Here is a 15,908-nt window from a genome sequence, read left to right on the forward strand (position 1 = left end):
AACGCCTATAGCGGCCGGACTTCGCCGACCAGCCGCTGCAGCACTTCGGTGACGGACTTCGCTTCTGCCGGCGAAACGCCACCGTGCTGCTTGAGGTAGTCAGCCACCGGCTTGCCGGTCTTTTTGCCGACGAGCGTTCCTTGCTGCATTGACAGCGATTGCCTTGCGAAGTCTGCTGCGGTGCCGTGACAGCCGCCGCACTTCGATGCGAAGACTGGCACCGTGGTCGCCTGCGCTTTCAGCATCGCAACCACCGGCTGATGCAGATCGGGTGTCAGGTAGTGGTGTTCGAGAAACGCCTCGAGGGTGTCCTTGTGGTGGGTGCCAACCAGTTTGCCGTCTTCGACCCGCAGGAACTTGCGTGCGAACTGCGCCGCATGCCCGTGGCAGCTTGCACAACGCCCGTCCCAGTAGTCGTGCAAATCACGTTCGGCTGCCCACGCTGGTGGTTGCATCACCGCAATCAGGATCATCGTCGCGAAACACTGAATGATCTTCATGGTCTTTGCATGGTTCGATTGGAACGCCGGGGACATTATCGTTCCAATGGCGACGATCGGTTGCGCCGGATCAAACTGATCAGCGATGCCCGGCGCAAGGCCCCGGTGTGATCCAGTCCGTCCAACATGCCTGCGGGCTTGCAGTGACTATTGCTGCCTGCGGACCCTGGTTGCGAGCTACGCCGCAGCGCCCGTCGCCGGTTCCCGCAAGGCTTGCCCAAATGCGCTGACTGCGTCGCGTCGTTGCCGGGGCGCACAGATCGGCGTAGCCACCCGCGATTCGCAGACATTAATGAGCACATCGTCGTGCGCCCGGCGTTCTTACCAGTAGCGCACATTGCGCGTGCCATTTTGAACTTGAGGAGAAACGCCAATGAAACGACTCAAATCCGCATTGCTCGCAGCACTCATGCTGTCCGCGACGTTCGCGCCACCAGCGCAGTCAGCGCGACTGGTCTGCTCGGCCGTCGGGGCCGCAGCCAGCGGCGCTACCGACCCGGCGCTCAGCCTGAACCTCTGGTATCTCTACATCCGCCTGGGCTGCGATCAGTAGCGCCCACACGGGCGCACTCACGCGCGCCCGCGTACTCACGCGCACCGGTGCGCCGGAAGTTTGAATCGCGCATCAACTTTTCGATGAAACCCGCATTTGAACTGGGCTTACCGCAAGAAAATTCTGGATGTCGACTTAGGGCGTAATTGCGCTTTCAGCCCAATATAAATAGGGTTTGGCGTGAAAAGGTGATGGCCGAGATTTGATGCTCGGTGCGGACTCTGCCGCGGCGAGATTGCGCGCCCAAGTCCGCGCGCCCCTGGGGTTTCGGGCCGGAATATCGAGCGGGACGTTCGAGCCGGAGCTAGCCCGGAAATCGGATTTTCTTGGAGAGCAGGCAATACTTCAGGAGATGGCGAGTGGGAATGGCGATGGCGCGCTCGGATGTCGGGCGGCGCTTCTCGAGAACTTAGTCGCCAACAACCATTTGTGGACCGATTCGCCTCATCCGCTGATCCGCATCCCGCATTGAGTGACCAAGTAATTTCGTATTGCAGCCCACGTGTTTCGAGGCGCATTGGACACGTTAATGCCGGCCAGCACAGCGTCTCCGGTCATGCCGAGCGCAACACGTGCGAGGATCAAAGCATCGGTGGTGGCGAGAACTTCGCCGTCGCCATCGATATCCAGGCGACATTGCTGTGCCGCACTGCTGCCGACGTTGAGTCGCGCAAGACAAAAATCGTTGTCGCCCAACGGGCCGACGCAGATACCACCGGCGACAATCTTCCCGTCTTGCTGAAGTGCGATTGCGACTACCACGTCATAATCGCTTCCTATCGGAAATCGGACACGACCGTTGGCATTTCCAGGCGTATTGCCATCAAAGCTGACATCCCACGTGCCGTCAGCATTGAGCCGCCCGATGCAAAAATCGTTGTTGCCTGAATCTCGGCAACCGCCGCCGAGCACGATCTTCCCATCCGTAGAAACGGCCACCGCACCCAGATAGGGATTGGTCGATGCCGCATACTCGACACGTCCGGGCGCTGGCCCTGCGGCATCACCGAACGACGTATCGTAAGTGCCGTTTGCGTTAAGGCGCGCAACACACCAGTTCGTGGTGGATGAAGAGCACATTCCGGCGAGGATGATTTTTCCATCGGGCTGAAAAGCGAGCGCGAAGACTTGGCTAGTTCCCGATGCGCTGAGCGGGATGCGGAAGCGGCCAGCGCCAGCATTCGGCCCCACGAAGCTCGTATCTAGGCTGCCATCAGTGTTGAGACGCGCAATGCAGGCGTCGATCACGCTTCCGTCGAGGCAATAACCCACCATCACCAGCTTTCCATCCGGCTGCTGGGCGATCGCGGTGAGCGTCGCGCCGCGCGGAACATTGGTGCCGCCTACGAGAGTGAAAGCCAAGCGACCATCACCCGTGCCGACGCCCACGCCGTTCGCGCCCGGCCCGTCGAAACTGGCGTCAAACGAACCATCGCTGTTCAATCGCGCAGCGCAGAACCCTTTCTCTGACTGGCCCGGCACAATGCACGATCCAGCGAGTACGATTTTCCCGTCGGACTGGATCGTCATCGCGCTCAGTTCGTCACCGCCGGGAAAGAGATCGATTACGAAACGTCCGTCGCCGCTACCCGTGCCGATGCCGTTCGCGCCAGGGCCGTCAAAACTGGAATCAAAGCTGCCGTCGGCATTGAGCCGCGCAGCACAAAAAGCGCGAGCGCCGCCGCTGATGCATTCCCCTGCCAATACGACGCGCCCCGAAGCATCAATCGCAACCGCGTAGGCCCGATCATTGGCCGTGCCAATGGGAAACGTAAAGCGCCCTGCGCCAGTGCCCACGCCAACGCCGTTCGCACCCGGGCCGTTGAAACTCGGGTCGAGGTTTCCGCTCGTGGTGTATCGGGCGACGCAGAAGTCCTCCTGACTGGAGACAACGCAGTAGCCAGCAAGCACGATCTTGCCGTCGGGCTGGAGTGCGAGACCGTTGACGACGTCCGCGCCCGAGAGGCTGGTGATACGAACACCGGAGGCGCCGAAGGACGTATCAAGGCTGCCCGGGATTTGCGCACCAACGCTCGCAGAGAAGGCCGCCGCGATGCAGGCGGCTGCACCCAGGCCCGCACGCTGTTTCGGAATGTACGCCCAAGCGCTACGACGTTGGATTTGGCGCGAAAGCCGCGCTATCAGGTTCGGGAAAACAGGAAATGCCACCATTGTTGATGCTGAAGCCGAACGAGCCAAGACTGCGTCGAATTGGAGCACAAGTTTGCGCAATGACGGCGCAATTGAAAGGGCCAAAGGTCAAATATTTCTTAGTACGAGCAATATCTGGCGACCATCAGCTTGTGGCGACTCTTTTGTCAGCTTGCGTGGTCACCCACGCGGGTGAGCCTCGGCGTGAAGAGGCGATGGCTCAGGTTTGATGCTAAGAGCGGACTTTGACGCGGCGGTATTGCGCGCTGACGTGCGCGCGCCCATGGGATTTCGGCACGGAAGATCGAGCGGGAAATTCGAGCCTGACCCCTTTAACTGATGCGTAGCGTCATGCGCAGCAGCGGTTGCGTCGGCATGGCGAAGCAGAACAGTGAGTAATTGCCTGCGTCGCCGAAGTTTCTTGTCAACGCAAGTGCATTCGGCGGGACCGCGAGCGTCCCGCCCTACGGGCTGCGGGCTGGCGGCAAGGTCACCATAGCCGCGTTGACGCTCGTGACGCGACGTGGCGCGCCCCGGGGACGCTCAATGCCTGATCCTCGCCTTCATTTTTGTATCGCTCAAGCAAGTTTGGGAAATAAATGTCACTTGGAATTTTCAGGCTAAGTGCGAGGGTCGTTCCAAAGCGTGACCCAGTGGGGCGTAGAAGATGTTCTTCACCTTGCGTCTCGACTTTTAGAAAGGCGCCCCCACTGACGAGCGTCAGACTGCCGAAGTCACCTGCAATCCGGCGCAACATGTAGAGCCCAAAGCCGGAGTTTTGCCAGTCGTCATCAGTTTCAGGGCCTTGATAGTCGGTGATGCCTGGCTGAACGGCAAGTCGTAAAGCATCGCATGCATCTTTTGGTTGATGACTGGCCGCGAGAGATTCGCAGATCCCTACACCAGCGTCTCCAACAGACAACTCTACTTGCCCATTCTTCCATGCTTGGCCAGTTACATAGGCCCGATCAACTTGAGCGTGCTCAAACACATTGCGTACGGCTTCGCGCAGACACCAACCAACCGCTTGTACGGCTGCATCGTCAGTCGAACTTCTTTGCAGCAAAAACTCAGCGAAAGACTGCGCCTGATCATCAAGTCGGCGATGGAACGTCGATGCCGACACGAGAAATTCCTCGCGTTGTAGGTGAACACATGACATCTTGATGTACTTTCGATCAGGTGGCAATTTTGCGTACGTCGTTGTTTGAGACGGTAGCGCCAAGTGCTCGAAAAAATCCATGTACATCAGGTACGCGACGGCATCTGTACGCGGCGTCGGTATGAGTAGCGTGAGCGAGGATAGACCCAAATTTCGTCGCTCGGCAATGACTTTCGTTACACCAATGAATAGGCACATCGTGCCCTGTGGAATTACGAAAGCAAGCTCACTGAAGTCGATTGACAGCGTCTCTGAAAAGCGGTGATCGAAAAGCCGCCTACAAAAAGAAGATGCTTCAGCTGCGGTCAAGCGTTTCGGAACTAAAAGGCGCATTCCGGAGGCTTACTCCCAGCTCAACGCCCCACCCGTCTGATACTCGATCACGCGGGTTTCGAAGAAGTTCTTTTCCTTCTTCAGGTCCATCACTTCGCTCATCCACGGGAACGGGTTCTCGGCCTTGTCGAACAACTGGTCGAGGCCGATTTGCTGGCAGCGGCGGTTGGCGATGAAGCGCAGGTATTCCTTGAACTGGGTGGCGTTCAGACCGAGCACGCCGCGCGGCATGGTGTCTTCGGCGTAGGCGTATTCGAGCTCGACGCCGCGCTTGATCAGCTCCTTGATCTCGTCCTTGAACGATTCGGTCCAGAGCTGCGGGTTCTCGAGCTTGATGGTGTTGATGAGGTCGATGCCGAAGTTGCAGTGCATCGATTCGTCGCGCAGGATGTACTGGTACTGCTCGGCGGCGCCGGTCATCTTGTTCTGGCGGCCGAGCGAGAGGATCTGCACAAAGCCGACGTAGAAGAAGATGCCTTCCATGATGCAGGCGAACACGATCAGGCTCTTCAGGAGCTTCTGGTCGCTTTCAAAATCACCCGTCTTGAAGTTCGGGTTGGTCAGCACGTCGATGAACGGGATCAGGAACTCATCCTTGTCGCGGATGCATTTGATCTCGTGGTACGCGTTGAAGATTTCGGCCTCGTCGAGGCCGAGCGACTGCACGATGTACTGGTAGGCGTGGGTGTGGATCGCCTCCTCAAACGCCTGGCGCAGCAGGTATTGCCGGCACTCGGGCGCGGTGATGTGGCGATAGGTGCCGAGCACAATGTTGTTGGCGGCCAGGCTGTCGGCGGTGACGAAGAAGCCGAGGTTGCGCTTGACAATCAGGCGCTCGTCATCGGTGAGGCCGCCGGCGCTGGTGGGGCGCTTCCACAGTTCGATGTCGCGCTGCATGTTGATCTCTTGCGGCATCCAGTGGTTGGCGCAGCCGCCGAGGTATTTGTCCCACGCCCAGGTGTATTTGAAGGGCACGAGCTGATTGACGTCGGCACCGCCGTTGATGACCCGCTTGTCCTCAGCGCGCACACGGCGCCAGCGGCTGTCGAACTCCGGGTTGCCCACACTCGACATGCGTGGCTCGGCCGCCACCGGCTGCGGTTGCTCATGCATTTGGGCGCGGTAGTCCGCTACCTGCGCGGCGGTGGGCGGCGGCACGCTCGGGCGTGCGGGCTGGGCAGCAGGCTGCGGCGTCGCTGCTGTGGCGGCTGCGGGTTGGGCCGGGGTGACGATGTCGTCATCAAAATTGAGCATTCGGTACTACTTTCTTTCGGTCATCGCGCTACGGCGATGAGGGCCGGGGCGCGAACTGCGGTTTACTGGACGGATTCGAGCTTGGAATAAAGATACGAGGGCGAGATGTCGATGCCGCCGCGCTCCCACGAGAGGGTGGCGAGGCCTTCATCAAGCGAAAGCTCGGCAAAGGCGGCCGGATCGCGCAGCGCTTCGAGGTCTTCGCCCCAGAGGTCATCGGAGAGATCAACAATGCCCGCCTTGCCGTCGCTGAACTGCAGCCACATCTGATAATCGCCCATATGGCGGGCGTTGCTCAGGCGCGGGTTCGGGTCAACAAGGTCTTGCAATGCGGTGGTGCTCCGTGGGTTTTTCAGAATGTACTGACGCAGGGCGCAGGCCCGTCAATGCGTTTGGAAAAACCGCCGGAGAGGTTTTGCAAACTCTCCGGCGTGCAGTTCGCGCGGGTGGGTACCCGTGGCGGCTAGCTGCGGTTATGCGCCGGTGTAACCGTTAAGACGCGCGTTTTCCTTGCAATCCTTCGGGGTCACGTAGCCTTGCGACGACGCTCCGATGATGTTGCCGTTCGACGCGATCCGGCGCCAGCGATGCTTGCCGGCCTTATCCTGGTAGAACTCCCACTTGTGTTCTTTTGTTGCCACAGATCACCTCCCTTCCTTAAGGTACACACACTCGACCCGAACAAATTACGTGATCCGCCGGGCGACGGGGGTGTGCAAATCGCGGTGGTGTCTCGCGCGAATCGAGAACACCGCCGCACTTACAGCCAGTGCCGACACCCTTCGCTCGGGTGATCGTCAGTCCATACCGGCACTGGCGATGAATCGGCGGCTTGCTGCGGTCAGGGCTCTGTGGTCATTCCATACACAGAGCCCTCACCCCAACCCTCTCCACGTGGAAGAGGGCGGCCGTGGCGGGCGGACTAGAGCGGCGGGATGCGCAGCTTCTGGCCCGGGTAAATCTTGTCAGGATGTGACAGCATCGGCTTGTTGGCTTCAAAGATCACCGGATACTTGTTGCCATCACCGTAGGCGGCCTTGGCAATCGCCCACAGCGTGTCGCCGCGCACCACGTCGTGATAGGTGGCTTCCGGTTCGCTCTGGTCTACCGACATATTGTCATTGACGTTCGACACGCCCGACACGTTGCCGCAACAGAGCAGTGCCTTCTCCTTGGTGGCCTGATCGGCGGCGACGCCGAAGATGCTGACCGTGGAGCTGGTGGCGTCGAAGGTAACGACCAGACCGGTGATGGTCAGGCCCTGCGCTTCGATGTAGGCCTGGATGGCGTCGCCCGCCTGGCGGTTGGCTGCGTCAAGCTTTTCCTTGGCGGCGGCATCATCGGCGGCAGCGGCTTGCGCTGCTGCCTCGGCATCCTTGTGGCCGAACAACTTTTCGCCGGCATCCTTGATGAAACTGAAAAAACCCATTTGAGTCTCCTTTGCTCTGGTTAGGGTGGCTAATATCAGCAACTGCTGAGGACCACCATAACGACGATTATTGCGTGAATGGACGTCGCGAAAAATCTGATTCAGACATGCTCATGACATGAGCCAACGCCACTACTGGCAAGCCTCACAGTCGGGATTGTCAATGGAGCAGAACTTCATGTCGGTTGCGGGCAGCTCGCCTGCAACTGCCGGGTTGGTTGGCACCACGGCCGCAGGCACCACGATCGGTGCGGCGCTGACGGCCTGTGCGATACCGCCAGACGACGGTACGGCGTTCAGCTCACCGCCTTTGCCGGTGGACTTCTCGGCGCTGGTGGCGGCCAGAGTGCGCAGGTAATAGGTAGTCTTGAGGCCACGCTTCCACGCCATTTTGTAGAGCTCGTCGAGCTTTTTACCCGAGGCGCCGGCCATGTAAATGTTCAGCGATTGCGCCTGGTCGATCCACTTCTGGCGACGCGAGGCGGCCTCGACGAGCCACAGCGGGTCCATCTCGAACGCAGTGGCGTAATTGGCTTTCAGATCGTCCGGAATGCGGTCGATGCGGGCCAGCGCGCCATCAAAATACTTGAGGTCGGCAATCATCACCTCGTCCCACAGACCGCGCGCTTTCAGGTCGTCGACGAGATGCTCGTTGATGACGGTGAACTCGCCGGAGAGGTTCGATTTGACGAACAGGTTCTCGTAGTTCGGCTCGATGCAGGCGGACACGCCGATGATGTTGGAGATGGTCGCCGTCGGCGCGATCGCCACGCAGTTGGAGTTGCGCATGCCGTGGATCTTGATGCGATCCTTGAGTGCGTCCCAGTCCATGGTGACCGAGGAATCCACCTCGACATAACCACCGCGTTCGTCAGCCAGCAGCTTGAGTGATTCGTGCGGCATGATGCCGCGATCCCACAGCGAGCCCTTGTACGAGCTGTAGCGGCCGCGCTCCTCGGCGAGCTCGGTGGACGCCCAGTAGGCGTAGTAGCAAACCGCTTCCATCGAGCGGTCGGCAAACTCCATCGCGTCCTGCGAGGCGTACGGCGTGCGCATCATGTGCAGCGCATCCTGGAAACCCATGATGCCCAGGCCGACCGGGCGATGCTTCAGGTTGGAGGTGCGCGCCTTCTTGACGGCGTAGTAGTTGATGTCGATAACGTTGTCGAGCATCCGCATGGCGGTGCGCACCGTCTTTTGCAGCTTGGCGTGATCGAGCACGTAACCGCCATCAACCTCCATCATGTGATTGACGAGGTTGACCGAGCCCAGGTTGCACACGGCAATCTCGGTCTCGCTGGTGTTGAGCGTGATCTCGGTGCACAGGTTCGACGAGTGCACCACGCCCACGTGCGATTGCGGCGAGCGAATGTTGCACGGGTCCTTGAAGGTGATCCACGGATGCCCGGTCTCGAACAGCATGGTGAGCATCTTGCGCCACAGCGTGGTGGCCTGGATGGTCTTGAACAGCTTGAGTTCGCCGCGCGCCGCCTTGGCTTCGTACTCGGTGTACTTCGCTTCGAACGCCTTGCCGAAGAGGTCATGCAGGTCCGGCGTATCGGCGGGCGAGAACAGCGTCCAGGTGCCGTTCTCCATGACGCGCTTCATGAACAGATCGGGAATCCAGTTCGCCGTGTTCATGTCATGCGTACGGCGGCGGTCGTCGCCGGTGTTCTTGCGCAGTTCGAGGAATTCCTCGACGTCGAGATGCCAGCTTTCGAGGTAGGTGCAGACGGCGCCCTTGCGCTTGCCGCCCTGATTCACTGCGACGGCCGTGTCGTTCACTACCTTGAGGAACGGCACCACGCCCTGCGATTCGCCGTTGGTGCCCTTGATGTGCGAGCCCATCGCGCGGACTTGCGTCCAGTCGTTGCCGAGGCCGCCAGCGAACTTGGACAGCAGGGCGTTTTCCTTGATTGCCTCGTAGATGCCGTCGAGATCGTCGGCAACGGTGGTGAGGTAGCAGGACGATAGTTGCGAGCGATGCGTGGCGGAGTTGAACAGCGTCGGCGTGCTCGACATGAAGTCGAAGCTCGACAGCAGTTGGTAGAACTCAATGGCGCGCGCCTCGCGGTCGGCTTCGTTGAGTGCCAGGCCCATCGCAACGCGCATGAAGAACGCCTGCGGCAGCTCAAAGCGGCGGTCAGCGCCGTTGGCCGTGGTCTGGCGATCAATCAGGAAGTAGCGGTCGTAAAGCGTTTGCAGGCCGAGGAAGCCGAACTTGAAGTCGCGCGTGTGATCCAGCGCTTCGCCGAGCCGTTGCAGATCAAAGCTGGCCAGCTCCGGGTTGAGCAGGCCAATCTTGATGCCGTGCTTGATGAACTTCGGGAAGTACTCGGCGTACTTGGTCGCCATGTCGGCCTGCGACGCTTCTTCACCCAGGATTTCGAAGCGGATGGAGTCGAGCAGCAGGCGGGCCGTGACGAAGCTGTACGCCGGGTCTTTCTCGATGTACTGGCGCGCAGCGAGCACCACGCACTTGCGCACTTCTTTTGCCGAGACGCCGTCGTAGAGGTCTTTCAGCGTGGCTTTCAGGATCAGATCGGCATCGGCGGCGCCCTGCAGGCCTTCGCAGGACGATTTGATGAGCTCGCGCAGGCGCAGCAGATCAAGTGGTTTGCGCACGCCGTCCTCGACGACGTGCAGGATGGATTCCTGATCAGCTTCCTTCGCGGTCTTCGCCTGTGCCGCGCGTTCCTGAGTGCGCTTCTCGCGGTAGAGCACATAGGCGCGGGCCACTTCATGTTCGCCCGAGCGCATCAGCGCCAGCTCGACCTGGTCCTGGATTTCTTCAATATGGATGGCGCCGCCTTCCGGCTTGACGCGCATCAGCGCGCGCATGACGGCGTCGGTCAGTTGCTGCGTCAGCTCACGGGCGCGGGCAGAGGCGGCGCTCTGGTTACCGTGGGCCGCCAGATAGGCCTTGGTCATCGCCACCGTGATCTTGGACGGCTCGAAGCTGACCACCGAACCATTGCGACGGATGACCTTGTACAGCGCGGCCCGACCGGCCTCAGGCGTGGCCGTTGAACTACCGGTGACCAGCCCCATGACGGCGGGGTTGACGGCGGGATTCAATGCGGCGCCACCAGATTGGGCGGAAGGGGAATCGAGCATGTAAGCGTCTCCGAAAAACTGTCATTCATCTGTACGGGTGGCGGCATGGCAACGAGGCCAGTCGACTATTGCGGTCAACTGGCTAACCGATTGCGTGCGCCCCGGGCCTCCCAACCCACCCCTCCTGTTGCATCGAAGTCCGTACCGGTATCGTGGTGCTGGCCGACCGTGCTGTTGGCAAGGCACAGGCCTCACACGGCATACACGCGACACACACGAAAACTCGCCTGTTCATGCAAGCTGGTCCGCAAAGTCGATGGAACAGACGAAGAATACGACCAACAATATCTAGTGGTCAAGCGGCATTCGAACCACAAGATGTTGGGGTTGGGGGCGCAGTTTTATCACGACGGCAACAGCCTTTGCGATGGCTCAACGTGACCCCGCATACAGCTTGGCTTGGCAGCGTAGCGAGTAGTTTTTCCCCGCTCAGCGCACAGCTTTTGCAATGCTTTTTCGCGGCTTTTCCACAGGCTTATCCCCGCGATCCGAGGTGGTGCAGTTGTTGTCCCGCCACCACAACTGCAGATTTACCAATGTCAATTGAAATGGGTGATGAGCCAGTGACGCTACCGAACGACGGCAGCACAATGCCGCGATGGTGCTGCCAGAAGCAGGGCAGGGCGACGCTCTCGCGGGCCGTAGTGAGACGCAGCGACGGATGCAGGTGGCCGGCAAGCTCAATCGTGTGGTGCTGCTCCTCGGTCCGCGCTGGGGGCACGGCCAGCAGCGGTTCGTGAAGACAGGTGAACGGTCCCAGCTCAAACGGCTCGGCGACCAGTTGCAAGCCCCAGTGCGCCGGGGGATCGCCCGCATGGCGATCATGGTTGCCACGCACCAGCGTCATTGCAACATCGGCGTGTCGGGCCCGGAACTGTCTGAATTTTTGATCAAGCGCGGTTGTGTAGCTTTCACGGGTGTGAATGAGGTCCCCAAGTATCACAAGGTGCGCAGCCTCACGCTCATCCAGCAGTGTCGCGATGCGATCAAGGTCGTGCGCGGAGTGCCCGCCCGGCATCGCTACGCCAGCGGCGCGAAAGCTCGCTGCCTTGCCCAGATGCACGTCAGCCACGAACAGCACGCGGCCCTGCGGCCACAACAGCGCGTGCGCCGCCAGGCAGAGCAGGGTCTCGCCGTTGACCGCAATGGGCAGCCGCCCGCGCCCGGAAGCAAGGGCTTTCATCGCGGTCGCCGTCCCGTCATTGCCGGCCGCTGCCGGCAAGCGCTCGCAACGCAGCGCGCAGCGGACGGGCGAAGGCTGTCGGCTGACTGCGGACGATGCGCACCGTCAGCGTCCCGTGCCAGCGCGCACAGCGTTGCAGGGCGCCGGCAATATCGCTGGCAAGTGCTTCACTGCTGCGGATGCGGGGCTCCAGGTGCAAGGCGCGGACCTCGAAGATGCCTTCGCCGCGATGCGCCTTGGCGTCGACGCGCCCGACCAGTTCGCCGCGGACGAGGATGGGCAAGGTGAAATAGCCGTAGCGGCGTTTCGCCTCGGGCGTGTAGCACTCGATGCGGTAGTCAAAGTCGAACATCGCGAGCGCGCGCTCGCGGTCCCACACCAGCGGATCGAACGGCGACAGCAGCGTGCAATGGGTCGCCCGTAGTTTGCCGCGCCGCGCTGCGCGCAGCGACGCGAGATGGTCACGATGGACATACCCCGGCCAGGGCCAGCCTTCGACCGCGACCCGGAGCAGCTCGCCACTGTCAACGAGACCATCCGGATGCGGCTTCGGCTGCGTTTTGAGGGCATGGCGAAAGTAGTCGCCAATCCAGCGTGCGGGCAGTACGCCCAGCGCCTTGACGGCGGCCAGCGTCCAGGCGCGATCCACTTCCTCGCGCGCCGGCACTGCGCCGTCATCCAGCAGGCTGGGTGGCAACACCCGTTCACGCACGTCGTAGATGCGATGAAAATTCTCACGCCGCGCGACCATGACTTCGCCAGCAGAAAACAGCGTCTCGATGCGCAACTTGTCCGGCTTCCAGTCCCACCATCCGGTGCCGCTGCGGCCGCCCTCGTGTTCGAAGTCGGATGCCCGCACGGCGCCCTGGTCGCGCACGCGCTCAAGCAGATCGAGATGCCCCACCGGGTCGGCGGCCAATCGGTCCGCGCTGCGGGGCATCCCGGCGGCCTCCAGATGCAGCATCTGTCGCCGGTACTGCCGGTAGTGCTCAATCGGCAGAAAGCACGCGGCATGGGCCCAGTACTCAAACAGACGGCCCTCGGCCAGCAATTCGTCGAGCCACTGTTGTGGATAGTCGCCCAGCCGGCTCCAGAGCACCAGATAGGGGCTGCGCGCCACCACATGGATGGTGTCGATCTGCAGCACCTGCACGCGGTGTATTGCAGCGAGCAGGTCCTGCTTGCGTGCTGCGCGTGCAGGCGGCGCGAGCAGCCCGGTGGCGGCAAGCTGCAGGGCACGCGCTTCAGTGAGCGATAGCTGGATGTCGTTGGTCACGGTGATTGATGCATGGAATGCGTTGGGGCCGGCTTCATACAATAGGTGCCCGCCCACATTTTGCCGTCGCCCGGATTTGCTCTATGTCCATCAAGTCTGACCACTGGATTCGCCGCATGGCGCAACACCACGCGATGATTGAGCCGTTCGTACCGGACCAGGTGCGCTACGTCGATGGGCACAAGATCGTCTCCTATGGCACGTCGAGCTACGGCTACGACATCCGTTGCGCCGACGAATTCAAGATCTTCACCAACATCAACTCGACCATCGTTGACCCGAAAGCCTTCGACGAGAAGTCGTTCGTGGATTTCAAGGGTGACGTCTGCATCATCCCGCCCAACTCGTTTGCGCTGGCGCGCACGGTCGAGTATTTCCGCATTCCGCGCAGCGTGCTGACCATCTGCGTCGGCAAGAGCACGTATGCGCGTTGCGGCATCATCGTCAACGTCACCCCATTCGAGCCGGAGTGGGAAGGTTATGTGACGCTGGAGTTCTCCAACACGACGCCGCTGCCAGCAAAGATTTATGCGGGCGAGGGTTGTGCACAGGTGCTGTTCTTCGAAAGCGATGAGATCTGCGGCACGTCGTACAAGGACCGCGGTGGCAAATATCAGGGCCAAAGCGGTGTGACGCTGCCAAAGACCTGATTGCGCTGATTGCACGCAACGTGGAGCCGAACGCAACGGCGCGCAGCGTCGGCCTGCTGCTCGCAGCAGGCAGCGGGCGCCGTTTCGATTCCACCGCACCGGGGCGCAAGCTTGAACAGCTGATTGATGGCCAGAGCGTGGCATCGCGCGCATTGGGCACGTTGCGTGCGTCCTGTGACGCCGTGTTGGTGGCCGCGCGCTCACTGACAGCACCGATCGCGCAGGAAGCGGCCGCGATGGGAGTAAAGGTGCTGGTGCCGGAACAGTCATCGCTCGGTATGGGGCATAGCTTGGCAGCGCTTGCAGCCGCCGTACCGGAACACTTTCCGCAGGCGGAAACGCTGGTGATTGCGTTGGCTGACATGCCCTGGATCGAACCGGCTACCGTTCGCGAGCTGGTCAGCGCATCGCGTGCCGGCAATGTTATTGCGCAGCCGGCATTCGACGGCGAGAAGGGGCATCCGGTGGTATTTCCAGCCAGCTATGCCGCCGCGCTCGCATCGTGCACGGGCGATACCGGGGCGCGGGATTTGCTGCGGCAAAACGCCGACCATCTGCGACTGGTTGCCGTCAACGATAGCGGTGTGGTGCGAGACGTCGACACGCCAGCGGATCTGCCACCGCGCCGGTAACCTTCCGGCAACCGCGTCAGAGCGTCATCACGCCAACATTGCCCAACTGCATCCGCCACCAGGACTCGATCGCATTGGCATCGAGCGGTTTGGCGATGTAGAAGCCCTGGATTTCCTCGCAGCCGATTTCGCGCAGTATCGATAGCTGCAGCGGTGTTTCCACGCCCTCAGCGATGATGCGCATGCCGAGACTGTGGGCGATCGCCACGATTGCCTGCACGATGCCGCGGCGGGGCTTTTCGTCGATGTGCTGGATGAAGCTGCGATCAATCTTGATGGTGTGAAACGGCAGCCGGGTCAGATAGCTGAGGCTCGAATAGCCGGTGCCGAAGTCGTCAAGCGTGAGCGTGACCCCCATCTGTCCGAGGGTGTCGAGCGTGTCGATCACGTTCTGCGGGTTGCCAACGAGCATCGACTCGGTGATTTCGAGGTCGAGATAGTTGGGCGGGATACCGGTGCGGGCGATGGTGTCGTCTACCGATTTGAGCCACCCCGGATCAGCCAGTTGCCGGGCGGAAACATTGACCGAAATGCGGGGATGAATATCCTGCCCCTGCCACAGCTTGAACTGCTCGCAGGCCATCGCCAGCGCCCGCTGGCCCAGCGGGTTGATGATGCCGCTTTCTTCCGCGATCGGGATGAACTCGGCGGGCTGAATCAAGCCGCGGGTTTGGTGACGCCAGCGCAGCAGGGCCTCGAGGCCGGTCGGAGAGCCGGTATCCGAATCCACCTGCGGCTGGAACATCAGGAAGAACTCGCCGGCCGCGAGGCCGCGGCGGATATCGTTCTCGAACTGGGTGCGCAGCGCCTGCTGGCGGCTGGAGCCACCGGAAAAATGTTCGATGCGGTTGCGCCCGGCCTGTTTGGCGGCGTACATCGCCGTGTCGGCGTTCTTGATCAGCTCGGAGGCATTGGCGCCGTCGTGCGGATAAATCGCGATGCCAAGCGACGCCGGCATGGTCAGGCTGGTGCCAGCGACGTCAAAGGGCTTGCTCAGCGTCTCCAGAATGCCTTCGGCGACCGTCAGGGCCACATGCTCGGCATGCTGGGCTTCCAGCCGCGAGATCAGCACCACGAACTCGTCGCCACCAAATCGGGCCACCACATCGTCCTGCCGCACGGCGTCCTGCAGGCGGGTAGCCGCAGCGCGCAGCACCGCGTCACCGGCGTCGTGGCCGAGACTGTCGTTGAAGTTCTTGAAGAAATCGAGATCGACAAACAGCACCGCGACCCGGCTCTTGTCGGCCGCAGCGCTTTTTACTGACTCTTCCAGTTTGGTGCGGAACAGCAGGCGGTTTGGCAGCGAAGTGAGCGGATCGGTCTGCGCGATCTGTACCGCGCGCAGGGTGGCCGAGTGCAGCTCGCGGGTGCGTTCCCGCACACGGGTTTCGAGCGTCTTCTGATAGTTGGTGATCTGCTGCCGGCTGGCCGACAGCTGGTGCGCCATCTCGTTGAACGCTCGTGCAAGCTCGCCTGCCGGGCCGCGAGAGCGGATGGGAACCTCAACCTGAAAATCGCCTTGCGACAGGGACCGAGTGGCGACCGTCAGCGCTTTCAGCGTGCGTCGCGTACGCAGCGATACCAGCCACGCCACCAGACCGATGAGCAGAAGCCCGACCAGAATGATCAGGCCGTCAATCAGGGCGACTTGGCTAGGCATGCGCGGAG

General features: G+C 61.3%; 14 protein-coding genes. 3 read left to right on the forward strand and 11 right to left on the reverse strand.

Features of this window, described 5'->3' with window-relative positions:
• Window positions 1-5 precede the first annotated feature (5 nt).
• The gene (locus FKL89_RS06105) at window positions 6-500 is read right to left on the reverse strand and encodes a hypothetical protein (protein WP_156861918.1); all 495 of its coding nucleotides are present in this window, start codon (window positions 498-500) and stop codon (window positions 6-8) included.
• Between the two features lie 373 nt (window positions 501-873).
• Between FKL89_RS06105 and FKL89_RS06110 the strand changes: the two genes are divergently transcribed.
• A complete protein-coding gene (locus FKL89_RS06110) occupies window positions 874-1,053 on the forward strand; it encodes a hypothetical protein (RefSeq protein ID WP_156861919.1) in 180 nt (59 codons plus the stop codon).
• Window positions 1,054-1,497: 444 nt separating this feature from the next.
• On the opposite strand, the gene FKL89_RS06115 is transcribed toward FKL89_RS06110, so the two are convergent.
• From FKL89_RS06115 to FKL89_RS06155, 9 genes are all read right to left on the reverse strand, one after another.
• Window positions 1,498-3,225 (reverse strand): delta-60 repeat domain-containing protein, encoded by a 1,728-nt coding sequence (locus FKL89_RS06115; protein ID WP_238363505.1) that lies wholly within the window; start codon window positions 3,223-3,225, stop codon window positions 1,498-1,500.
• Between the two features lie 469 nt (window positions 3,226-3,694).
• A complete protein-coding gene (locus FKL89_RS06120) occupies window positions 3,695-4,675 on the reverse strand; it encodes an ATP-binding protein (protein WP_162527409.1) in 981 nt (326 codons plus the stop codon).
• A 33-nt stretch (window positions 4,676-4,708) separates the two neighbouring features.
• Window positions 4,709-5,953 carry a ribonucleotide-diphosphate reductase subunit beta gene (locus tag FKL89_RS06125; protein ID WP_170293814.1) on the reverse strand — a complete coding sequence of 415 codons (1,245 nt, stop codon included), beginning with the start codon at window positions 5,951-5,953 and terminating at the stop codon, window positions 4,709-4,711.
• Between the two features lie 62 nt (window positions 5,954-6,015).
• On the reverse strand, window positions 6,016-6,282 hold the full coding sequence (locus tag FKL89_RS06130; RefSeq protein ID WP_156861922.1) for a DUF2442 domain-containing protein: 267 nt from the start codon (window positions 6,280-6,282) through the stop codon (window positions 6,016-6,018).
• A gap of 144 nt (window positions 6,283-6,426) precedes the next feature.
• The gene (locus FKL89_RS06135) at window positions 6,427-6,594 is read right to left on the reverse strand and encodes a YegP family protein (protein ID WP_156861923.1); all 168 of its coding nucleotides are present in this window, start codon (window positions 6,592-6,594) and stop codon (window positions 6,427-6,429) included.
• A 281-nt stretch (window positions 6,595-6,875) separates the two neighbouring features.
• The gene (gene lysM / locus FKL89_RS06140) at window positions 6,876-7,382 is read right to left on the reverse strand and encodes a peptidoglycan-binding protein LysM (protein ID WP_156861924.1); all 507 of its coding nucleotides are present in this window, start codon (window positions 7,380-7,382) and stop codon (window positions 6,876-6,878) included.
• 132 nt (window positions 7,383-7,514) lie between these two features.
• Window positions 7,515-10,433: a ribonucleoside-diphosphate reductase subunit alpha gene (locus FKL89_RS06145; protein ID WP_156864578.1), complete on the reverse strand. Its 2,919-nt coding sequence runs from the start codon at window positions 10,431-10,433 to the stop codon at window positions 7,515-7,517.
• Between the two features lie 541 nt (window positions 10,434-10,974).
• Window positions 10,975-11,682, reverse strand: coding sequence for a ligase-associated DNA damage response endonuclease PdeM (pdeM, locus tag FKL89_RS06150; protein ID WP_156861925.1), 708 nt, complete (start codon window positions 11,680-11,682; stop codon window positions 10,975-10,977).
• Window positions 11,683-11,698: 16 nt separating this feature from the next.
• On the reverse strand, window positions 11,699-12,958 hold the full coding sequence (locus tag FKL89_RS06155; RefSeq protein WP_156861926.1) for a winged helix-turn-helix domain-containing protein: 1,260 nt from the start codon (window positions 12,956-12,958) through the stop codon (window positions 11,699-11,701).
• 83 nt (window positions 12,959-13,041) lie between these two features.
• Between FKL89_RS06155 and dcd the strand changes: the two genes are divergently transcribed.
• Both dcd and FKL89_RS06165 read left to right on the forward strand, forming a co-directional pair.
• Entirely contained in the window at window positions 13,042-13,608 is a 567-nt protein-coding gene (gene dcd, locus FKL89_RS06160; protein WP_156861927.1) for a dCTP deaminase, read from the forward strand.
• Window positions 13,609-13,628: 20 nt separating this feature from the next.
• Complete coding sequence (locus tag FKL89_RS06165) at window positions 13,629-14,240, forward strand: nucleotidyltransferase family protein (RefSeq protein ID WP_162527410.1); 612 nt, start codon at window positions 13,629-13,631, stop codon at window positions 14,238-14,240.
• A gap of 16 nt (window positions 14,241-14,256) precedes the next feature.
• Here FKL89_RS06165 and FKL89_RS06170 read toward each other — a convergent pair whose 3' ends face one another.
• On the reverse strand, window positions 14,257-15,900 hold the full coding sequence (locus FKL89_RS06170; protein ID WP_162527411.1) for a putative bifunctional diguanylate cyclase/phosphodiesterase: 1,644 nt from the start codon (window positions 15,898-15,900) through the stop codon (window positions 14,257-14,259).
• Between the last annotated feature and the right edge of the window lie 8 nt (window positions 15,901-15,908).

Origin of the sequence: Casimicrobium huifangae (assembly GCF_009746125.1) — a bacterium.
In the GTDB taxonomy this organism is placed as follows: domain Bacteria; phylum Pseudomonadota; class Gammaproteobacteria; order Burkholderiales; family Casimicrobiaceae; genus Casimicrobium; species Casimicrobium huifangae.